21 protein-coding genes are annotated in these 19,160 nt (G+C 69.0%); 9 read left to right on the top strand and 12 right to left on the bottom strand.

Annotated elements, in window-relative coordinates:
- Positions 1-61: 61 nt before the first annotated feature.
- Both NK718_RS01905 and NK718_RS01900 read right to left on the bottom strand, forming a co-directional pair.
- Positions 62-2,191 (bottom strand): hybrid sensor histidine kinase/response regulator family protein, encoded by a 2,130-nt coding sequence (locus NK718_RS01905; protein WP_254738001.1) that lies wholly within the window; start codon positions 2,189-2,191, stop codon positions 62-64.
- A gap of 67 nt (positions 2,192-2,258) precedes the next feature.
- Complete coding sequence (locus NK718_RS01900) at positions 2,259-2,501, bottom strand: Rho termination factor N-terminal domain-containing protein (RefSeq protein ID WP_254737999.1); 243 nt, start codon at positions 2,499-2,501, stop codon at positions 2,259-2,261.
- Positions 2,502-2,825: 324 nt separating this feature from the next.
- Between NK718_RS01900 and NK718_RS01895 the strand changes: the two genes are divergently transcribed.
- Positions 2,826-3,038, top strand: coding sequence for a hypothetical protein (locus tag NK718_RS01895; protein ID WP_254737997.1), 213 nt, complete (start codon positions 2,826-2,828; stop codon positions 3,036-3,038).
- Between the two features lie 274 nt (positions 3,039-3,312).
- Here the strand turns inward: NK718_RS01895 and NK718_RS01890 are convergent, their stop codons facing one another.
- Entirely contained in the window at positions 3,313-4,128 is an 816-nt protein-coding gene (locus tag NK718_RS01890; RefSeq protein WP_254737995.1) for a response regulator, read from the bottom strand.
- Between the two features lie 200 nt (positions 4,129-4,328).
- Between NK718_RS01890 and NK718_RS21860 the strand changes: the two genes are divergently transcribed.
- From NK718_RS21860 to NK718_RS01850, 8 genes are all read left to right on the top strand, one after another.
- Positions 4,329-4,571 (top strand): NepR family anti-sigma factor, encoded by a 243-nt coding sequence (locus NK718_RS21860; protein WP_256515149.1) that lies wholly within the window; start codon positions 4,329-4,331, stop codon positions 4,569-4,571.
- On the top strand, positions 4,571-5,140 hold the full coding sequence (locus NK718_RS01880) for a sigma-70 family RNA polymerase sigma factor (protein ID WP_254737993.1): 570 nt from the start codon (positions 4,571-4,573) through the stop codon (positions 5,138-5,140). The genes NK718_RS21860 and NK718_RS01880 overlap by 1 nt, the downstream gene beginning before the upstream one ends.
- Before the next feature lie 70 nt (positions 5,141-5,210).
- Positions 5,211-6,275, top strand: coding sequence for a type III polyketide synthase (locus NK718_RS01875; protein ID WP_254737992.1), 1,065 nt, complete (start codon positions 5,211-5,213; stop codon positions 6,273-6,275).
- On the top strand, positions 6,272-6,775 hold the full coding sequence (locus NK718_RS01870) for an isoprenylcysteine carboxyl methyltransferase family protein (protein ID WP_254737991.1): 504 nt from the start codon (positions 6,272-6,274) through the stop codon (positions 6,773-6,775). The genes NK718_RS01875 and NK718_RS01870 overlap by 4 nt, the downstream gene beginning before the upstream one ends.
- 180 nt (positions 6,776-6,955) lie before the next feature.
- Complete coding sequence (locus NK718_RS01865) at positions 6,956-7,303, top strand: 2Fe-2S iron-sulfur cluster-binding protein (protein WP_254737990.1); 348 nt, start codon at positions 6,956-6,958, stop codon at positions 7,301-7,303.
- A 204-nt stretch (positions 7,304-7,507) separates the two neighbouring features.
- Entirely contained in the window at positions 7,508-7,834 is a 327-nt protein-coding gene (locus NK718_RS01860; protein ID WP_254737989.1) for a DUF2849 domain-containing protein, read from the top strand.
- Between the two features lie 11 nt (positions 7,835-7,845).
- Positions 7,846-9,516, top strand: a complete 1,671-nt coding sequence (locus NK718_RS01855) for a nitrite/sulfite reductase (protein WP_254737988.1) — start codon at positions 7,846-7,848, stop codon at positions 9,514-9,516.
- Between the two features lies 1 nt (position 9,517).
- Positions 9,518-10,030 carry a DUF934 domain-containing protein gene (locus tag NK718_RS01850; RefSeq protein ID WP_254737987.1) on the top strand — a complete coding sequence of 171 codons (513 nt, stop codon included), beginning with the start codon at positions 9,518-9,520 and terminating at the stop codon, positions 10,028-10,030.
- A 31-nt stretch (positions 10,031-10,061) separates the two neighbouring features.
- On the opposite strand, the gene NK718_RS01845 is transcribed toward NK718_RS01850, so the two are convergent.
- The 9 genes from NK718_RS01845 to NK718_RS01810 form a co-directional block, all read right to left on the bottom strand.
- On the bottom strand, positions 10,062-11,093 hold the full coding sequence (locus NK718_RS01845; RefSeq protein ID WP_254737986.1) for a cysteine synthase A: 1,032 nt from the start codon (positions 11,091-11,093) through the stop codon (positions 10,062-10,064).
- A gap of 44 nt (positions 11,094-11,137) precedes the next feature.
- The gene (locus tag NK718_RS01840) at positions 11,138-11,470 is read right to left on the bottom strand and encodes a hypothetical protein (protein ID WP_254737985.1); all 333 of its coding nucleotides are present in this window, start codon (positions 11,468-11,470) and stop codon (positions 11,138-11,140) included.
- Positions 11,471-11,629: 159 nt separating this feature from the next.
- On the bottom strand, positions 11,630-11,911 hold the full coding sequence (locus tag NK718_RS22255; RefSeq protein WP_503826996.1) for a DUF892 family protein: 282 nt from the start codon (positions 11,909-11,911) through the stop codon (positions 11,630-11,632).
- The gene (locus tag NK718_RS22250; RefSeq protein ID WP_503826995.1) at positions 11,911-12,144 is read right to left on the bottom strand and encodes a DUF892 family protein; all 234 of its coding nucleotides are present in this window, start codon (positions 12,142-12,144) and stop codon (positions 11,911-11,913) included. The genes NK718_RS22255 and NK718_RS22250 overlap by 1 nt, the downstream gene beginning before the upstream one ends.
- Positions 12,145-12,206: 62 nt before the next feature.
- Positions 12,207-14,492: a glycoside hydrolase family 3 N-terminal domain-containing protein gene (locus NK718_RS01830; protein ID WP_254737984.1), complete on the bottom strand. Its 2,286-nt coding sequence runs from the start codon at positions 14,490-14,492 to the stop codon at positions 12,207-12,209.
- Positions 14,493-14,590: 98 nt separating this feature from the next.
- Positions 14,591-15,415, bottom strand: a complete 825-nt coding sequence (locus NK718_RS01825) for an MBL fold metallo-hydrolase (RefSeq protein ID WP_254737982.1) — start codon at positions 15,413-15,415, stop codon at positions 14,591-14,593.
- Between the two features lie 222 nt (positions 15,416-15,637).
- On the bottom strand, positions 15,638-16,474 hold the full coding sequence (locus tag NK718_RS01820) for a sugar phosphate isomerase/epimerase family protein (RefSeq protein ID WP_254737980.1): 837 nt from the start codon (positions 16,472-16,474) through the stop codon (positions 15,638-15,640).
- A gap of 5 nt (positions 16,475-16,479) precedes the next feature.
- Positions 16,480-17,649, bottom strand: coding sequence for a dihydrodipicolinate synthase family protein (locus tag NK718_RS01815; RefSeq protein ID WP_254737978.1), 1,170 nt, complete (start codon positions 17,647-17,649; stop codon positions 16,480-16,482).
- A 1-nt stretch (position 17,650) separates the two neighbouring features.
- Positions 17,651-18,802, bottom strand: a complete 1,152-nt coding sequence (locus NK718_RS01810; RefSeq protein WP_254737976.1) for a Gfo/Idh/MocA family protein — start codon at positions 18,800-18,802, stop codon at positions 17,651-17,653.
- Positions 18,803-19,160 lie beyond the last annotated feature (358 nt).

Below are 19,160 nucleotides of genomic sequence, written 5' to 3'. Positions count from 1 at the left end.
TTTCATCCTCCTCGCTCCAGTGCCTGAAACGGCGCTGCCTCAGGCCTGGTTCCGTCGCTATTCAGGCCGCGAAGGCCGCGCCAATGCGCTCGGCGAGCTGCTCCACGGAGAAGGGTTTGGGGAGCAGTTCGAAGCTGTCGTCCTGCGAGGCGCGGCCGATCTGGTTGGCGTGGCCCGAGGTCAGGAGGACGTGGAGGCGCGGGTTGCGCGCCAGGGCCGAGCGGGCTAGCGCGCGGCCGTCGCTGCCCGGCAGGCCGACATCGCTGAACAGCAGGTCGACATCGGGCCGGCTCGCAAGCGCGGTCATGGCGCCAACCGCGTCGGCGGCCTCGATCACCTCGAAGCCGAGTTGTCGCAGCGCCTCGACGCTGAAGCGACGCACGTTCGGATCGTCCTCGACCACCAGGGCGACGCGATCCCGGCCGGGCGTTTCGCTCGCCGACGCCCCCGCCGGAGGCTGGTCCGTCTGCGCGGTCTCCTGGGCCTCGCCGGCGGGCGGCAGGTAGAGCGACACCGTCGTCCCCCGCCCTTCCGCGCTTTCCACGATGACGTACCCGCCCGACTGCTTGATGAAGCCATAGACCTGAGACAGCCCGAGGCCGGTGCCCTGGCCGTGCGGCTTCGTGGTGAAGAAGGGCTCGAACACTTTCGGGAGCACGTCCGACGGAATGCCGCTGCCGGTATCGCGCACCCTGATCACAACGTAATCGCCCGGCGGCGGCGATTCAGGGTCCCGAGACGGCTGGGCGACGCGCTCGCCCGCGGTCTCGATGGTGAGCGTGCCGCCATCTGTCATGGCGTCGCGGGCGTTCACCGCCAGGTTGAGAATGGCGCTCTCCAGCTGGTTCGCGTCGATGTTCACCGGCAGCGGGTCGCGCGGGAGAACGCAGCGCACCTTGATCTTCTCGCCGAGCGTACGGCGGGTCAGGTCCGACATTCCGGCCACGAGCGCGTTGGCGTCGACGCGCTGGGGGCTCAGCGGTTGCTGGCGCGAAAAGGCGAGCAGACGCTGGGTGAGCAGCGCGGCCCGGATCGCGCCCTCCTTCGCTAGCGTCGCGGCCCGGCGGGCCCGGGCGTCGGCCGGATCGAGCCGGTGCAGCAGCATGTCGAGATTGCCCAGCACGACCGTGAGCAGGTTATTGAAGTCGTGCGCGATGCCGCCCGTGAGCCGCCCGACGGCCTCGATCTTCTGCACCTGCCGCAGCGCCGCCTCGGCCGCCTCGCGCCGCTCCGCCTCGCTCTGGAGCGCCGCCAGCGCCGCGTTCTCACGCTTGAAGGTGCGCAGCGCGAGCACGCTGAGCAGGAACAGGCCGAGCGTCGATGGCACGCCGATGAGCAGGTAGCCGCCCATCGCGTCCAGCCACGATCGTGCGATCGCATCCGTGCCGATCGCCGCCGTGATGTAGACCGGGAAGCTCGGCAGCCGGCGATAGCCAAGCAGTCGCTGGCCGCCCTGGAACATCGACGACGTCTTGACGAGCCCCTGCTCCGGCGCCGACTTGCGCAATTCGACGAAGCCGGGAAGCGTCTGCGGTCGGTCGACGAGGTCGCGCGTTTCCGTCGGGAAGCGCGCGAGCACGTCGCCGTCCTCGCGGACCAGCGCCACCGACAAGCCGCTGCCCACCACCACGCGACGCTGGAAATCCCGCAGGTAGTCCGGTTCGACCGAAACGGCCGTGACACCGCGGAACGCGCCCGTGGCGTCCGACCGCTTGACGCTGAACTGGAAGAAGCGCTGGTCGCCGGCGCGCGCGCTCAGGATGCGGCTGACATAGACCTTGGCGTCCGCGCCTTGCTGAACTTGGAAATAATCCCGATCCGCGGCCGAAAGGGACTTCGGGGCCGGGTACAGGCTCGCCGAGACGAGCGGTACGCCTTCCGCGTCGAAGATCCAGATGTCCTCTACCTGGGCCAGCGTGTCCGCGATCCGACGCAGGCGCAGATGCAGGTCCGCCTCGGAGCGTCGGATGTCGGCGTCGCTCATCGCGCTGACCAGTTGGTCGACGCCCTCGGCCACGAGAGACACCGTCTCGAACGTCTTGAGCGTGTGTTCCTGGACGAGATCGAGCGTTTGGGTGATCGAGCGCCTGGCTTCGGTCTGCTCGCGCAGCCACGTCATCCAGCCGAGCGCGCCAAAGACCAGCGCGGGCGCCAGCAGCGAAGCGATCACCAGCAGCCGCAACTGGATCATGCATCACCCCGCCAGATGGTCGAGCCGCCTGCCGGCGCGGGCCGCCCGGCCCACGAAAGCGCCCGGATCAGTGGCGCCAGACGCGCTGCGTTCGGCGCTTCGGGATGCCGTCCGTGCGGTTCAGCAGCGAGTCGAACACGTAGCGCTGTCGAAGGCTCTCGACGATTTCCTCCTTGGTCATGCCCGCGCATCCAGGCACGCCGAGTTCCTCGGCGAAGGCGCGCAGGTCTTCCAGAATCTCGTCCTGCTCCTCGCTCCGCGCGGGACGAGCCCCGAGGAGACGTCCGGAGGGGTGACGATGTTCGCTCATGATGATGCCAAAAGTTGAGATCGGCGCCGCAGGTCGGCGAGGGACCGATACAGGGTGTTGAAAATGGGGCCGCGCCGGCGATCCGCCGACGGCGGCTCGGCGTCAGTGGACTGTCCCGCCTAAGGCGGGAACGATCGTCGAACGACGTCGTAGCGCATGGCCAACCCTGGAGAAGAAACCCGGCACGGCGTCCGGTGATGCAGCAACGCAACCTCGGCGGAACTGGTTCCTGCCGCCCGACCCCTCCGCCCGCCGCATCCGGAACCGCTCCCTCGACGGGACGTTGCCGCCCGAGACCGCTCACGACGACGCGAGGAGGCCACCATGGCGCCGGACACACCGACACCAGATCCCCAGCCGCAGCCCGGTCCGGCGCCGCGGCCGAACCCGCAACCCGGCCCCTCGCCGGGCATTCCGCCGCGCCAGCCTGACCTCCCTGAGCCGCCGACGCCGGTGGAGTCGCCGCCGGACGTGCAGCCGATCCCCGGCATGCCGCCGACGGGCGATCCCATGCCGCCGCAGCCCCGCGCCGTGTGAGGGCCGCGAGCGCGTTTGCAACGGAATTTTGCGCTGGCGTGGAACCCTGGCGCGGGTCCCGCGTTATCGGATTGTCAGCGACGCGCCGAATGACGGAATGCCCCCTCCCAGTTCGCCCGTCGCCGCCTAGACCCGTACCGGGGCAACCCGGTGCGGGTCTTCTTTATTGGCGCGAACGAAAAGCCCGATCGATGGCCGACCAGCGGCCGACGAAAAGAGGCGGAGCCGCGAGGCGCCGCCTCTGGTGTTTGCCTGGCCACGAAAGTGGCGGGGATTAGCCCGCCGCGGCCTTTTCGGTGCGGTGCGACTTCTGGTCGAAGAACAGCGCCTGGCTGATCACCGCCTTCACCGTCTCGGTGCGGAAGGGCTTGGTGATGAGGAAGGCCGGCTCCGGCCGCTGCCCGGTGAGGAAGCGTTCCGGGTAGGCGGTGATGAAGATCACCGGCACTTCGAAGTCGCCCAGGATGTCGTTGACCGCGTCGACGCCCGAGCTGCCGTCCGCCAGCTGGATGTCGGCGAGCACGAGCCCCGGCTGCTGGCGCTGCACGGCGTCCACCGCCTCGGAGCGGGTGCGCGCGATGTCGATGACGCGGTGGCCGAGGCCTTCGACCAGCGCTTCGAGGTCCATCGCGATGATCGGTTCGTCCTCGATGATGAGCACCGCGGTGGCCATCTGTTGCGCGATCTCGCGGCCGGCGGCGGAGATCAGCTCGTCGATCTCCTCGTCGGTCTTCTCCATCGCCTGGCCGATCTGCTGGGGCGTGAAGCCCTCGACGCAGTTCAGCAGGAAGGCGACGCGAGCCGGCGGCGTCAGCGCCGCGAGGCTGCGGCCCACGCCCGCCTGCATGGCTCCGGGCGTCGGCGGAGCGTCTGGGATCCGATTGACCGCGATCGAGTTCCATACCTTGAGGAACGCCTGGTAGAGCGCCACCCGGGGCTCGAGCGTTTCGTCGAAGGAGTCGGGATCGGCGACCAGGGCTTCCAGCGTCGCAAGCGCATAGGCGTCGCCGCCTTGCTGCGTGCCCGACAGGGCCCGGGCAAAACGCCTGAGATAAGGCAGATGCGGCGCGATCGCCTGGGCGATTGACATACCGACCCTCCGTGGTTTTCGAAAGAAATTGACGAGGCGGGGAAACAGCCTAGTCGAAACGTTATTGCGGCCGAAAAGTTCCGATGCCTCGCGGAACTGCCTGCCAGACCCGGCGTTGACCCCGGAGACCACGGTCTTGCAGGTCGCTGCAGTCGTTCGCCCGGGTCACGCGCGGCCGGTTGGGATCGTGGAGAAACTGAATGTCCGACAAGAACAGTCGACGCGACCGGACAGGGACGGGAATGCCCCAGATCGACATTGTTGCGTCCAAATCGCCCTCTCGGCAGCCCGAACCCTCCGCCAAGCCGGACTTTCAGGTGGATATCGGGCAGCAATTGCGCGCGGTCTACGACAGCGTCCTGAACCAACCAGTGCCCGACCGCTTCCTCGAACTTTTAAACGAACTCGACAAGAAGACCGGGACGGCAAAGGACGAGGAATGATGGATGACCCCGCCGGCCGTCGGATGAAGGAGGACATTCTGTCCGCCGTCCCGGCGCTCCGCGCTTTTGCGATGTCCCTCGCGGGCAATCCCGACCGGGCCGATGACCTCGTGCAGGAGACGCTGCTCAAGGCGTGGGCCAACCGCGACAGCTTCACGCCCGGCACCAATGTCTCGGCCTGGCTCTTTACGATCCTCAGAAACGTGTTCTACTCGGAGCATCGCAAGAGACGGCGGGAGGTCGAGGACGCCGACGGGCAAATGGCCGCCCGGCTCGCGACCCATCCTTCCCAGGACGGTCACATGGACCTCGTCGACTTCCGCTCCGCCCTGCAGCAATTGCTGCCGGACCAGCGCGAGGCTCTGATTCTGATCGGCGGCTCGGGCCTGTCCTACGAGGAGGCGGCCCAGATCTGCGGCTGCGCCGTGGGCACCATCAAGAGCCGGGTCAACCGCGCCCGAAACCGCCTCGCCGAACTGTTGTCCGTGCGATCCACCGGCGAATTCGGGCCGGAATCGCAGTGGAAGCCCGCCCTCGGCGCCATGGGCGGCCGCAACGACGACGCCTGACCTTCTTCCGCGACGCATCCGCACCAGGCGCGCCGCTTCGCGGCCAACCGCCTCCGACCGAGGTACAAACGTGGCCCGCGAAAACGCCGTCCTGATTGGAGTCGCCACCGCCGTCCCGCCTTACGAACTCGACCAGCGCGAGGTGACGGCGCGCGCGCACGGCATCTTCGGCGGCCGCTTCGCCGATTTCGAGCGCATGGCCCGCGTATTCGGCACCGCCGGAATCCGGCGGCGCTGGGCGGCGCGCCCGCTCGCCTGGTACGACGAGCCGGGTGGCTGGCCGGAGCGCACCGCGGCCTATCTGGAGGCCGGCGAGGCGCTGTTCGCCGAGGCGGCCGAGCGCGTCCTGTCCAAGGCCGGCTTCACCGGCCGCGATGTCGACACCGTCGTCACGATCTCGTCCACCGGCATCGCCACACCCAGTCTCGAAGCTCGGGCGGCGCGTCGTCTGGGCCTGCGTCCGGAGACGTCCCGCGTCCCGGTGTTCGGCCTGGGGTGCGCGGGCGGCGTCACGGGGCTGGGGCTCGCGGCGCGACTCGCCGAGGCGCGGCCGGGGAGCCTGGTGCTCGTGGTCGCCATGGAACTGTGCACCCTCGCCTTCCGGAACGACGCGTTGAGCAAGGCGAACATTGTGGCGACCGCGCTGTTCGGCGACGGCGCGGCCGCCGCGCTGGTTCGCGCCGGCGGCGGCGACAGCGGCGTCGCGGTGATCGAAGGCTCGGGCGAGCACCAATGGCCCGACACGCTGGACATCATGGGCTGGGACGCCGAGGCGGAGGGCCTGGGCGTGATCTTCGCGCGGGCCATTCCGCCCTTCGCCGAAGAGAACTTCGCGGGCGCGATGGACGCCATTCTCGCGCGGCTCGGGCTGCGGCGGGACGAGGTGGGCCGTTTCGTGTGCCATCCCGGCGGCGCCAAGGTGATCGAGGCGCTGGAACGCGCGCTCGGCCTCGACCAGGGCTCCCTCGACCACGAGCGCGAAGTGCTCGCCGACAATGGCAACATGTCGGCCCCCACGGCGCTGTTCGTGTTGCAGCGCGCGCTGGACGCGGGATTGAGCGGTCGCGCGGTTTTGACCGCGATGGGACCGGGCTTCACCGCAAGTGCCGTCAGTCTGATCGCGGGCCGGGCGTGAGCGGGTCCGTCGCGCTTCTGCTCTTCGTGACCGCCCAGCGGGCGGCCGAGCTGGTGTGGGCGCGGCTGAACACCCGCCGCCTGCTCTCCGAGGGAGCTCGCGAGGAAGGCGCGGGCCATTATCCCTGGCTCGTCGCGTTTCACGCTTCCTGGCTGGCCGGGCTGTGGATTTTCGGCGCCGGCCAGGAGTTGGACATGCCGTGGGTGGGCGTGTTCGTCGGGCTGCAGGTTTTTCGCGTGTGGGTCCTCGCCACGCTGGGGCGCCGCTGGACGACCCGGATACTCGTGCGCCCTGGCGAGCGCCTGGTCCGGCGGGGACCGTATCGCTTCCTCAGCCATCCGAACTACGTGCTGGTCGCGAGCGAGATCGCCGTCCTGCCGCTCGCGCTGGGCCTCGTCGCCTACGCCATCCTGGGAAGCTGCATCCACGCCGCCCTGCTCGCAATCCGCATCGACGCGGAAGACCGCGCCCTCTCGGGTGTGGCTCGGAGCAGCAATTAACGATCATGGCTGTGATTTATGAGAAACTACATTCGTTCTTGTTGATTTTAGACCCGCGCTGGGGCACAATCAGGCCGTCGCGTGGCGTTCCGCTTCCTCGCCCCGTTTGATACGTCTCAAAGACATTCAACCCTCTGTCGGCGATGAATCGGCACAGGCTCGTCACCGGATCCCTCGCCCATGCACATCTTCGTCACCGACCATCACGGCGCTGAGCACGAGCTCGAGGCACTCGAGGGTTGGCGCGTGATGGAAGTGATCCGCGACTGGGGCGTCGGCATCAAGGCGGAGTGCGGTGGCGCATGCGCCTGCGCCACCTGCCATGTCTACGTCGATCCGGCCTGGATCGACCGCCTCCCCGCGCCCACCGACGAAGAACTCGACAGGTTGGACGAGGCTCATTCCGTGACCGAGCTGTCGCGCCTCTCCTGCCAGATCCTGACGACCGAAGAGCTCGACGGCCTGCGCGTGCGCCTTGCGCCGGGCTCCGAGCCCGAAGACGTCGTCACCCGCGTTCAGGCCGCCTGAATCTTATCTCACCTCTGAAGTGAAGACGGCTCCGCAGAGCCACGCTGTCGCGCGCCCCGTCGCGTTGCGGGCCGCTGACCTGCGCGTCTCCACGCATTCATCATACGTCCATGACCGCGCTTCCCATTCCATATCTCTTGGTGTAATGTGAATTATAAGAAATATACGTTTTCTTGCGTGAATTGGTCCTCGGAGACGCCGTCCATGATGAAGAAGCCCCGATCCGCCACGACGCTGGCCGTCACGGGCAACGACACGCGCAACGGCCGGGCCGTCTTCCGCACGCCGACCGGCGCGTGGTCGCAGGACGTCTCCGAGGCCGAAGTCGCCGAGTCCAAGGAAGCGGGCGAGAACTTGCTGGCTCGCGCGGAGGCCGACGCGCGGCAGACCATCGTGGTGGACCCCTATTTGATCGAGGTCGCCGCCGAGGGCGACCGCCTCGTTCCCACGCGGCTTCGCGAGCTGATCCGCGTGTCGGGCCCCACCATCGTGGAGATCGGCGACGCCGCCGCTCTCTCCCGCGCAGCCTGAACGGATCGCCGATGTATCGCTACGACGAGTTCGACCGCCGCTTCGTCGAGGAGCGCGTCGCGGAATTTTCCGACCAGGTGGCGCGCCGTCTGTCCGGCGAGCTGAGCGAGGACCAGTTCAAGCCGCTGCGGCTGATGAACGGCGTTTATCTGCAGCTCCACGCCTACATGCTGCGGATCGCGATCCCGTACGGCACGCTGTCGTCCCGTCAGTTGCGAAAGCTCGCCTTCATCGCGCGCACCTATGACCGCGGCTACGGGCACTTCACCACCCGCCAGAACATGCAGCTCAACTGGATCGCGCTGAAGGACGTGCCCGAGATTCTCGGCCACCTCGCCGACGTCGAGATGCACTGCCTCCAGACCTCCGGCAACTGCATCCGCAACGTCACCGCCGACCAGTTCTCCGGCGCGGCGGCGGACGAGATCGCGGACCCCCGCCCCTACGCCGAAATCCTGCGCCAGTGGTCGTCCATCCATCCGGAGTTCACTTATCTTCCGCGCAAGTTCAAGCTGGCCGTGACCGGCGCGCCGAACGACCGCGCCGCGATCCAGGTGCACGACATCGGGCTCGAGTTGCGCCGCGGGGAAGCCGGCGAGATCGGCTTCGCCGTCTATGTCGGCGGCGGTCAGGGCCGAACTCCGATGGTGGCGCGCAAGGTGCGCGACTTCCTTCCCGAGGCGGAACTGCTCGCCTACTGCACGGCGATCCTGCGCGTCTACAACCTGTACGGACGGCGCGACAACAAGTTCAAGGCGCGGATCAAGATCCTCGTCCACGAGACCGGGATCGAGGAGCTGAAGCGCGACATCGAAGCGGAATACGAGGCGCTGCGCGCCGAGAACGAGACGCTCAGCGTCCCGGCCGAGGAGATCGCCCGGATTTCCGCCTACTTCGCCCCGCCGGCCTTCGAGAGCCTGCCGGAGCGCTCCGCCGCCTTCGAAACCGCCCTGCTCCGCGACCCGGACTTCGCCCGCTTCGTCGAGCGCAACCTCGTCAGGCACAAGCAGCAAGGCTACGCGGCGCTCACGATCTCGCTGAAGCCCATCGGCCTGCCGCCCGGCGACGCGTCCTCCTCGCAGATGGAAGCCATCGCCGACATCGCCGAGCGCTGGTCCTTCGACGAAATCCGCGTGTCACACGAACAGAACCTCGTGCTGCCACACGTGCGGCTCGACGACGTGCCGCTGGTGTTCGCGGAACTGCAAAGGAACGGCCTCGCCGAGTCCAACGCAGGCCTCGTCACCGACATCATCGCCTGTCCGGGGCTCGACTATTGCTCCCTGGCGAACGCGCGCTCGATCCCCATCGCTCAGCGCATCTCGGAGCGTTTCGCGGACCCGGCGCGCCAGCGCGAGATCGGCGACCTGAAGCTCAAGATTTCCGGCTGCATCAACGCCTGCGGTCACCACCACGTCGGGCACATCGGCATCCTCGGCGTCGAGCGCAAGGGCGAGGAATTCTACCAGATCACGCTCGGCGGCACGGGAGACGAGACCTGCTCGATCGGCGAGATCGTCGGCAAGGGCTTCTCCTCGGCGGAGATCGTCGACGCCGTCGAAACGGTGATCGACACCTATTTGGCGCTGCGGACCGGACCGGACGAAACCTTCCTCCAGGCCTTCAGGCGGTTGGGCGAAGCGCCCTTCGTCGAAGCGCTCTATCCCGCAAAGGCGGCCTGACATGGCGATCTTCCGCAATGGCACGGTTCTCGACCACGACTCCTGGACCGTCGTCGCCGCCGGCGCGCCCGTCCCGGCGGAGGGCGACATCATCATCGCCCTGGCCGACTTTATCGCCCAGCGCGACGCGCTGCTGGGGCGTGTGGGCCCGGTCGGCGTCGCGGTGGAGGCCGGCGAGGAGCTGGACGACATCGTCGGCGACCTGCCCCGTCTGGTGCTCGTGGCGCTGCGTTTCCCGAAGTACACCGACGGCCGGTCCTACTCAAAAGCGCGGCTGCTGCGCGAGCGCCACCGCTACGGCGGAGAGCTGCGCGCTGTCGGCGACGTGCTCCACGACCAGATCCCGCTGATGCTGCGGTGCGGCTTCGACAGCCTCGAGGTCACGCACGAGCCGACGCTCCGCGCGCTGCGCGAGGGCCGCGTGCGCGGCGTGACGGTGCACTACCAGACTTCGGCGCGCGAGGGCCGCGAGGCCGCTCCGAACCCGGCCCGCCGCTGGCTGCGGGCCTCCTGATCCAACCGGAATAAAGGATCGGCGACGCCGCTCAGACGAGCGGCGCGCGGACGCTGGGGGTGCGCTCCAGCCAGCCCGGGACCGGCAGATTCCTGGAGCGCAGGAATTCCGGGTTGTACATCTTGGACTGGTAGCGCGTGCCGTAGTCGCACAGCACGGTCACGACGGTGTGGCCCGGTCCGAGCTGGCGGGCGAGCCGGACGGCGCCGGCCACGTTGACGCCCGAGGACCCGCCGAGGCACAGCCCCTCGTTCTCCAGCAGGTCGAAGCAGACCGGCAAGGCCTCCTCGTCGGGGATCTGGAACGCGACGTCGATCGGCGCGCCCTTCAGGTTTTCCGTGATGCGGCCCTGGCCGATGCCCTCGGTGATCGATGTCCCGGACGACTTCAGCTCACCGGTCGTGTAGTAGCTGAACAGCGCCGCGCCCATCGGGTCGGCGAGGCCGATCGTCACGCCGGGGTTGCGCTCCTTCAGCGCGATGCCCGTGCCGGCCAGCGTGCCGCCGGTGCCGACCGCGCAGATGAATCCGTCGACGCGGCCGCCGGTCTGCTCCCAGATCTCGGGCCCGGTCGTCTCGATATGGGCCTGCCGATTGGCCACGTTGTCGAACTGGTTGGCCCAGATCGCGCCATTGGGGTTAGTGGCGGCCAACTGCTCGGCCAGCCGGCCGGAGACCTTCACGTAATTGTTCGGGTTTGCGTAGGGCACGGCCGGAACCTCGACGAGCTCCGCGCCCGCCAGCCGCAGCATGTCCTTCTTCTCCTGGGACTGCGTCTCGGGGATCACGATGACGCTGCGGAAGCCGAGCGCGTTGCCGACCAGCGCGAGGCCGATGCCGGTGTTGCCCGCCGTGCCTTCCACGATCGTGCCGCCCGGCCGCAGCGTTCCGCGCGCGATGGCGTCCTTGATGATGAAGAGGGCGGCGCGGTCCTTGACGGACTGTCCGGGGTTGAGGAACTCCGCCTTGCCGAGGATGCGGCACCCCGTGATCTCCGACGGCCCCCTGAGCTCGATCAGCGGCGTGTTGCCGACGGCGTCGACGATCCCTGTGCGAATGGACATGCGTTTGCTTTCGTCGTGCGCCGACATTGGTACGCCTGCGGCGCTTAGTTGAACCAGACGGGCTGCAAGGACAGCGGCTCGGACCCTAGCAAGCCCGTTGCGGAGGCGGTAGCCGTCAACGCCTCGTCAGAGTTGCGGAAAAGCCGGCCGTCGAGCTCCGCGAGCGCGGCGCAACGCGCGACCAGCGTATAGGCGTCGTCGCGCCGGATCAGCACGGCGACGGAGGTCGCGCCGCGCAGCACCAGGAAGGCGTCCGCGGCGAGCGCTCCAGCCAGCAGGCGGCCCGCCGCCCCGCGCAGGCGAAGGGCGAGGCCGGACAGCATCGCGCCCCCGTCCGCCAACCGCGTCCGAGAGATCGTCGCGCGCGCATCGCTCATGGTGGACCTCCGGCATCCGGGGCAATCCCGTGAGCCATATTACACGCACGAGCGGTTCTGGCAAATATTCTACATTAGAATGCGACTGAATGGTTATTTTACATAATATCACGCGGAAATAGCCGGCGGGAGCCTCCCATCTCCCGCCGAACGCATCCGTCAGCGATCAGCCTTCTCGCCGCGCTCCTTCAGCTGCAGGTGAGTCCGCGTCACGGTCTCGACGTTGCCGTCGATGAAGCGCGCCATGTCCTCTTCCTCCTGCAGCGACTCGCGCAGCAGCGCCGCCGCCTGGGACATGTTGGCCGACTCGGCCATCGCAATCAGCGACTTGTAGGCGGCGATCTCGTAGTTCTCGAAGGCGAGGTTGGCGAAGGTGTTCTTCAGGACTTCGTCGTCGGCCGGCGCATGGACGAGCGCGGCCATGTTGCCCATCAGGCTCATCACCGTGCCTTCACGGACGAGGAGCTCTCGTCCATGCCTTCGAGGATGCGGTCCAGCCGTTCCTCCTGGCGCTTGGTCTCCGCCAGATGGCGGCGCAGGCGCTCCTCCATCTCGGGATAGCTTTCAAGCCGGTCGAGCTGGCGATTGATTATTCGTTGCGCTTCTTTCTCCAGCGCGTGCGCGTTGCGCGCGCCGACGATGAAGAGCTCGCGAGCGGTATCCTGCGTGGACATTGCGGTGACTCCGGTGGTTTTGAACCGCGTTAACGGGTCCGCAACCACCGGGTTCCGCGCGGTCAGCCCCCGCCGCGACCGGAAGCGGCGGCCTGGCCGCGGGGGCGATAGGTCAGCAGAGTCGACTTGAGGGTCGCGGCGTCCGGTCCCGCCAGCACCTCGACAACCGCGCTGTCCGGCGGCGCGAAGCGTCCGTCCGGCTGCCAGAAGGCCAGATCGCGCTCGGTCAGCGGCATCTTCACCACGCCCACCCCGCCCGGCGGCAGGGTGATGCGGCCGAAACCCTTGAGCTCGCGGATCGGGCGCGACACCCGCGCCACCTTGTAGCGGATATAGAGCTGAACCTGGGCCGTTCCGCTGCGCTTTCCGGTGTTCATGACGTCGACGGAAACGGTTGCGGACCCGGAGGGACCCAACGCGGGGTTGTCGAGGCGCGGCGGGCCGTAGGCGAAGCTCGTATAGGTCAGCCCGTAACCAAACGGATACAAGGGATCGGGGGATTGATCGAGGTAGGAGGCGGTGTAGGGACGGCCCTGTTCGACGGCCGGACGACCGGTCGGACGGGCGTCGTGGTAGATCGGGATCTGCCCAACGGAGCGCGGGAAGGTGATCGGCAGCCGACCCTGCGGCTCGGCGAGCCCGAACAGCGCGCGCGCCACGGCGAGCCCGCCCTCGCTGCCCGGATACCAGGCTTCGAGGATGGCCGGGGCCTCGCGGTCGAGATCCTCGATGGTGAGCGGGCGGCCGTTGAACAGCACCGTCGCCGTCGGCCGGCCCAGGGCGATGACCGCGCGCGCCAGCGCGAGCTGGTCGCCGGGCAGGTCGATGACGCTGCGGCTCGCCGCCTCGCCACTCTGGGTCGCGCGCTCGCCGAGCGCCAGGATCACCGCGTCCGCCGCTTTCGCCACCTTCAGCGCGGCGGCGATGTCGGCGGGGCTGGAGCGGTCGACCGTGCCGCCTGTCGCGAAGCTCACCTCCGCTTCCGAACCCAGCACGGTGCGCACGCCGGCGAGCAGGGTCACGGCCTCGTCCGGCTTGCCGTTGGCCGCCCACGGCCCGAGCGTATCGGCCGGAGCGTCGCCGAGGGGCCCGATCACCGCGACGCGCTTGAGCGACGTCGAGAAGGGCAGCGTCTCGTTGGCGTTCTTGAGCAGGACCAGCGACTTCTCGGCCATCACGCGGGCCGCCTGGAGGTGGTCGGCGCGCCCCACCGTCTGCTTCTCGCGCGACGCGTCGCTGCGCCCGTAGGGATCGTCGAACAGCCCGAGGTCCATCTTGAGCTGCAGCACGCGGCGGACCGCGTTGTCGAGTTCGCCTTGCAGCACCAGCCCGTCGCGCACCATGCCCGGCAGGGCCTCGACATAGGTGCGGCTTTCCATGTCCATGTCGGTGCCGGCGCGGAACGCCATGCGCCCCGCTTCCTCGGGCGTCTCGGCGACGCCGTGCACCGTCAGTTCGCGGATCGCACCGAAATCGCTCACGACGATGCCGCGAAAGCCCCATTCGTCGCGCAGCAGGTCCTTCAGCAAGCGGTCGTTGGCCACGCCGGGCACCCCGTCCACCGCGTTGAAGGCGGACATGAAGCAGCGCGCGCCGGCGTCGACCGACGCCTTGAAGGGCGGCAACTGCGTCTCGCGCATGGCGCGCTCGGAGAGGTCCGAGGCGGTGTAGTCGCGCCCCGCCTCCGTCGCGCCGTTGCCGGCGAAGTGCTTGACGCACGCGGCGACGCTCTCGGGGTTTGACAGCTTGTCGCCCTGCAAGCCCTTGACGCGGGCGGCGGCGATGCGCGCCCCGAGCCAGGTGGACTCGCCCGCGCCCTCCACCACGCGACCCCAGCGCGGGTCGCGGGTGACGTCGACCATGGGGGCGTAGATCCAGTTGACGCCGGCCGAAGCCGCCTCGCGCGCCGAAATGCGCTCGGCCTGCTCGATCGCCTCGAGGTCCCAGGTCGCGGCCTGCGCGAGAGGCACGGGGAAGATCGATCCATAGCCGTGCAGCACGTCGAAGCCGAGCAGCAGCGGGATGCCCAGGCGGGTCTGCGTGACCGCCATCTCCTGCAGGCTGCGCGTGTATTCGGCGCCGTAGACGTTGAAGAGCGCCCCGGCCTGCCCTTTCAGCACCGCCGCCCGCACGTCCGAGCGCGCGTAGGGCCCCGTCGTCGCGTGGTGTCCGGAGAGCAGGTTGAGCTGCCCCACCTTCTCTTCCAGCGTCATCCTGGCGATGAGGTCGTCGATCTTCTTGCGGCCGTCCTGGGCCTGCCCGGCCCCGGCGCCCGCGAGGATCGCCAGGGCGGCCGTTCCGGCCTGGGCGAGGCGGCGCATGGAGGTTTGCGGGCGGAAACGGGTCATGGCGCTGGCGCTTGTCTGGGATTGCGCGCGGCTCCACGGCCGCGCTTCAGTCGGGAAGTTTTAGACGCCGCGGCCCCCGCCCGCAATCCACGACCCGTTCACTGCTCGGGGAGCACCAGCATCTTGGGGGATGTCGGCAAGGACTCGCGCGACGCGGTTATGGACGAGGAGCGGCTGAATTCGACCGGATATTTCTCCCGGACGCGGCTGATGAAGCGGTTCAGCGTGGAAGGGCCGAAATAATGCATGGGGATCATCAGCGGCGCGTTGATCTGCCCTATCACCTCCAGCATGCCGTCCGTGTCGAGCGTGTACCCACCGTCCACCGGCACGAGCAACACGTCGATTCGCCCCAGCATCTTCAGATGGCCTGGCAGCAGCGTGTGGTGCAGGTGGCCGAGATGGGCGACGCACAGCCCCGCCGTTTCGAACACGAAGATCGAGTTTCCGTCGCGCTCGGTGCCGCCGCCCCAGTCGCGGATATTCGTCGGAACATTGCGGATGATGACGTCCCCCACGGCGAGATTGTGCCGCGCCGGCCCTCCGGAGGGATCCCAGCCGCGCAGCACGTGCGCGATAGCGGGGTCCGGATGCGTCGTGAAATGGGTGGAATGGGCGTGGTTCATCGTCACGACGTCGGGCGTCGCGCGCGGCCGCACGTAATCGTTGTAGTCGGTGGCGATCTTCACCCCACCGGGGCTTTCGATCAGGAAGGTCGCGTGGCCGACGAAGGTCAGCCCCACCTCGCCGGGGCCCAGCGCGGCGGGGATGATCGGCAGGCGGCGGGACGAGACAAGGCCGGTGCAGGGGTCGCCCTCCTGCGTCTGGCCCAAGGCCGGCGTCAGCGAGGCGAACAGGCCCACGAGCGCCGCCAGCCAGCGCGGCGTGGAACGAGCGCGGAGCGCGGCGGCGCGGTGCGGCATCGGAACCTCCCGGTCGGGACCGGGCCAGCATACAAGAGGCTTTCCGCGCGGCGACACACGAAACTGCGACAATCGGGCCGCATCCTGCTGGAACCCGGCCCGCCGGCCCGCGTTAACCTGCCAATCGTAGGCGAATCCTGAAGAGCGAAAGCGCCCCGTTGGCCAAGCCCCCCGGCCAGCGGGGCGCGGCGTTTGGGCGGTTCGACGCCGCGCCTTTTGCCTCTACGCCCGGCAGAGCGTGTCGTGGCGCTCGATGCAGGTGCGCAGCACCTCCTCGCCGGGGCGCGTCCACCAGTCCTGGCTCGAGAAGATCTCCACCTCCTGCGGCCCGCGGAAGCCGGCGGCCTCGATCATGCGGCGAATGCCGCGAAGATCGATGACGCCGTCTCCCATCATGCCGCGATCCAGCAGCAGGTCGCGCGTCGGCACCAGCCAGTCGCAGATATGGTGGGCGAGGATGCGCCCCATGCGCCCGGCCCGGGCGATCTGCTCCGCCAATTCGGGGTCCCACCAGACGTGGTAGACGTCGATCGCCACGCCGACCCCCTCGCCCGCCGCCTCGCAGATGTCGAGGGCGTGGCGCAGCGTGTTCACGCAGGCCCGGTCGGCGGCGTACATGGGATGCAGCGGCTCGATGGCCAGCGGCACGCCGCTGGCGCGGGCGTGCGGCAGGATGGCCAGAATGCCCTCGGCCACCATGTCGCGCGCCCCCGCGATGTCCTTCGAGCCCCGCGGAAGGCCCCCGGCCACCAGCACGAGGCAGTCCGCGCCGAGCGCCGCCGCCTCGTCGATGGCGCGGCGATTGTCGTCGAGGGCGGCCGCGCGGCCCGCCTTGTCGGCGGCCGGGAACATGCCGCCCCGGCAGACGCCGGTGAGGCGCATGCCGTTCGCCCTGACGATCCGCACGGCTTCGTCGAGGCCGATGGCGGCGATCTGGTCGCGCCACGGCGAGATCGCCGTGACGCCATGGCGCACGCAGGCTTCCACGGCCTGCCGCATGTCCCATTGCTGGCGCGTGGTGGCCAGGTTGAGCGACAAGCCCTCGGGGTTCGCGCCCATGGCGCTCACGCGATGCCGTGCACGGCGAGCAGCCGCCGCATGCGCTCCGCCGCGAGGTCCGGGTCGCGCAGCACGCGCGCGGCGTCAGCCAGCCGGAACAGCTCGGCGAAATGCTGGATCGAGCGGGCGCTTTGCTGGCCGCCGATCATGGTGAAGTGGTCCTGCAGGCCGTTGAGCCAGGCCAGGAACACGACGCCGGTCTTGTAGAAGCGCGTCGGCGCCTTGAAGATGTGCCGGCTGAGCGGGACGGTGGGGGCCATGATGGCGTGGAACTCCGCCTCGCGGCCCGCCCCCAGCTCCGAAAGCGCGGCCGAAGCGGCCGGCGCGATGGCGTCGAAAATGCCCAGCAGCGCGTCGGAATGGCCCTTTTCGTCGCCGGCGATCAGCTCGGCGTAGTTGAAGTCGTCGCCGGTGTACATGCGCACGCCTTGCGGCAGGCGGCGGCGCATGACGATCTCCTTTTCCTTGGACAGGAGCGAGATCTTGATGCCGTCGACCTTGGCGGCATTGGCCTGGAGCACGCGCAAGCAGGTCTCCATCGCCTCCATGTGGTCGGCCGCGCCCCAGTAGCCCGCCAGCGCGGGATCGAACATCTCGCCGAGCCAGTGGATGACCACGGGCTGGCGGACCTGGGAGAGGATGCGGTCGTAGACGCGGGCGTAGTCGTCCGGCCCCCGAGCCGCCTTTGCGAGCGCGCGGCTGGCCATCAGGATGATGCGGCCGCCCATCGACTCCACCGCCTCGACCTGCTCCTCGTAGGCGCGGATGACGTCGTCGACCGTGACGTCCGGCCCGGGGGCGAGGTGATCGGTGCCCGCCCCGCAGGCGATCAGCGCGCCGGGGCGCGTCCTGGCCTCGGCCAGCGCGCGGCGGATCAGCTCGCGCGCCGCCGTCCAGTCGAGCCCCATGCCGCGCTGGGCGGTGTCCATGGCCTCGGCGACGCAGAAGCCGAGGTCCCACAGATAGTGCCGGAAGGCGAGCGTCCGCTCCCAGTCGATGGGCGCGTCGAGCCAGGGGTCCTGCTCGGCCCACGGGTCCGCCACCACGTGGGCGGCGGCGTAGGCGATGCGGTTGAAGCCGAGGCTCGCGCCCTTCGGCGGGGCGGCCAGCGGGCGGTTGCGGACGGTGTAGCTTTCCAGCGTCCGCGCGGCGGTCGGCAGGTTGATCGTCGTCATCTCACACCTCCAGCTTCGGCACGTCGACCCAGCGGCGCTCTTGCCAGCTCTTCAGCCCTGCCTCGGCGAGCTGGACGCCCTTGAGCCCGGCGAGCAGGTCGAACGTCCACGGCGTGCCGGCGTAGAGGTGGCGGATATAGTCCTCCCACTGCGTCTTGAAGCCGTTGTCGTAGACCCGGTTGTCGGGCACCTCCTCCCACTGGTCGAGGAAGGGCATGGTCTGCGGCTGGTCCGGGTTCCACACCGGGCGGGGCGTGTTGACCCGGTGCTGGGTGAAGCAGCGGGTGAGGCCGGCCACGGCGGAGCCGAGGGTGCCGTCGACGTGGAAGGTCACGAGGTCGTCGCGGCGCACGCGGGTGCACCAGGACGAGTTGATCTGCGCGATCACCCCGCCGGCGAGCTGGAAGGTGGCGTAGGCGGCGTCGTCGGCGTCGGCGACGTAGGCCTTGCCGGTCTCGTCGACGCGGCTGGGGATGTGGGTCGCGCCCAGGCAGCTCACCGCCTCGACCTCGCCGAAGAGGTTGTCCAGCACGTAGCGCCAGTGGCACAGCATGTCGAGGATGATGCCCCCGCCGTCGCCCTTGCGGTAGTTCCAGCTCGGCCGCTGCGCCGCTTGCCAGTCGCCCTCGAAGACCCAGTAGCCGAACTCGCCGCGGACCGAGAGCATGCGGCCGAAGTACCCGGAATCCCTCAGCATTTTCAGCTTGAGCAGGCCCGGCAGGAAGAGCTTGTCCTGCACCACGCCGCTGCGCACGCCGCGCGAGCGGGCGAGGCGGACGAGCTTCTCGGCGGCGGCGAAGTCGTCGGAGATCGGCTTCTCGCAGTAGATGTCCTTGCCCGCCTCGATGGCGCGGGTGAGCAGCTCGGCGCGCATCTGGGTCGAGCCGGCGTCGAAGAACAGCGTGTCCTCGCGGTTGGCGAGGGCCGCGTCTAGATCCGTGGTCGTGCGGGAAATGCCATGTTTCCCAGCGACTTCGGCGATCTTCTCGGCGTTGCGGCCGACCACGATCGGGTCGGGGACCACCTTGTCGCCGTTGGGCAGGAGCACGCCGCCCTGGTCGCGGATGGCGCAGATGGAGCGCACGAGGTGCTGGTTGTAGCCCATGCGCCCGGTGACGCCGTGCATGATCATGCCCAGCCTGTGCGTCGCCATGTCGTGTCCTCCCCGTGCGTCTTTAGTAACTGGTTGGTTACATAGCGGTCGCGCCCGGCGTCTGTCAAGCGGCGGCGGGACGTTGGAAACGCGCGTCTGGAATGCGCGGCGCTCGGGCCGTGTTCCGATGCGAATTCGACGCCTTCGTGCGCCTTGATCGAAACGTCCGATCGGCGTTCCTTCGAAGATCGCGTCTTCGCATGGATTTCCGTTGGAACTCGGCCCGGGCGGGCGCAGGCCCGCGCCCCGCGCGCATTCGGCGGCGCGCGCAACCGGGCGATGCGGCCGCGGGCCGCTCGCCAGCAAATCGAGAGAAATCGGACAGAACACGTCGGGGTTGCGGGCCTCGCCGACCCCG

Origin of the sequence: Alsobacter ponti (assembly GCF_024294805.1) — a bacterium.
Lineage (GTDB): Bacteria > Pseudomonadota > Alphaproteobacteria > Rhizobiales > Beijerinckiaceae > Alsobacter > Alsobacter ponti.
Note: the sequence above shows the minus strand (reverse complement) of the source record. Positions and strands in the feature narration are given on the sequence as shown.

What these genes read in the sequence shown, in the direction of transcription:
- NK718_RS01845 (WP_254737986.1), bottom strand. Translation starts at nt 11,093, where the DNA reads ATGTCCATTCGCACAGGGATCGTCGACGCCGTCGGCAACACGCCGCTG.
- NK718_RS01900 (WP_254737999.1), bottom strand. Translation starts at nt 2,501, where the DNA reads ATGAGCGAACATCGTCACCCCTCCGGACGTCTCCTCGGGGCTCGTCCC.
- NK718_RS01850 (WP_254737987.1), top strand. Translation starts at nt 9,518, where the DNA reads ATGGCGATCTTCCGCAATGGCACGGTTCTCGACCACGACTCCTGGACC.
- NK718_RS01865 (WP_254737990.1), top strand. Translation starts at nt 6,956, where the DNA reads ATGCACATCTTCGTCACCGACCATCACGGCGCTGAGCACGAGCTCGAG.
- NK718_RS01890 (WP_254737995.1), bottom strand. Translation starts at nt 4,128, where the DNA reads ATGTCAATCGCCCAGGCGATCGCGCCGCATCTGCCTTATCTCAGGCGT.
- NK718_RS01820 (WP_254737980.1), bottom strand. Translation starts at nt 16,474, where the DNA reads ATGGGCGCGAACCCCGAGGGCTTGTCGCTCAACCTGGCCACCACGCGC.
- NK718_RS01840 (WP_254737985.1), bottom strand. Translation starts at nt 11,470, where the DNA reads ATGAGCGATGCGCGCGCGACGATCTCTCGGACGCGGTTGGCGGACGGG.
- NK718_RS21860 (WP_256515149.1), top strand. Translation starts at nt 4,329, where the DNA reads ATGTCCGACAAGAACAGTCGACGCGACCGGACAGGGACGGGAATGCCC.
- NK718_RS01905 (WP_254738001.1), bottom strand. Translation starts at nt 2,191, where the DNA reads ATGATCCAGTTGCGGCTGCTGGTGATCGCTTCGCTGCTGGCGCCCGCG.
- NK718_RS01810 (WP_254737976.1), bottom strand. Translation starts at nt 18,802, where the DNA reads ATGGCGACGCACAGGCTGGGCATGATCATGCACGGCGTCACCGGGCGC.
- NK718_RS01825 (WP_254737982.1), bottom strand. Translation starts at nt 15,415, where the DNA reads ATGCCGCACCGCGCCGCCGCGCTCCGCGCTCGTTCCACGCCGCGCTGG.
- NK718_RS01855 (WP_254737988.1), top strand. Translation starts at nt 7,846, where the DNA reads ATGTATCGCTACGACGAGTTCGACCGCCGCTTCGTCGAGGAGCGCGTC.
- NK718_RS01815 (WP_254737978.1), bottom strand. Translation starts at nt 17,649, where the DNA reads ATGACGACGATCAACCTGCCGACCGCCGCGCGGACGCTGGAAAGCTAC.
- NK718_RS01880 (WP_254737993.1), top strand. Translation starts at nt 4,571, where the DNA reads ATGGATGACCCCGCCGGCCGTCGGATGAAGGAGGACATTCTGTCCGCC.
- NK718_RS01895 (WP_254737997.1), top strand. Translation starts at nt 2,826, where the DNA reads ATGGCGCCGGACACACCGACACCAGATCCCCAGCCGCAGCCCGGTCCG.
- NK718_RS22255 (WP_503826996.1), bottom strand. Translation starts at nt 11,911, where the DNA reads ATGAGCCTGATGGGCAACATGGCCGCGCTCGTCCATGCGCCGGCCGAC.
- NK718_RS22250 (WP_503826995.1), bottom strand. Translation starts at nt 12,144, where the DNA reads ATGTCCACGCAGGATACCGCTCGCGAGCTCTTCATCGTCGGCGCGCGC.
- NK718_RS01830 (WP_254737984.1), bottom strand. Translation starts at nt 14,492, where the DNA reads ATGACCCGTTTCCGCCCGCAAACCTCCATGCGCCGCCTCGCCCAGGCC.
- NK718_RS01860 (WP_254737989.1), top strand. Translation starts at nt 7,508, where the DNA reads ATGATGAAGAAGCCCCGATCCGCCACGACGCTGGCCGTCACGGGCAAC.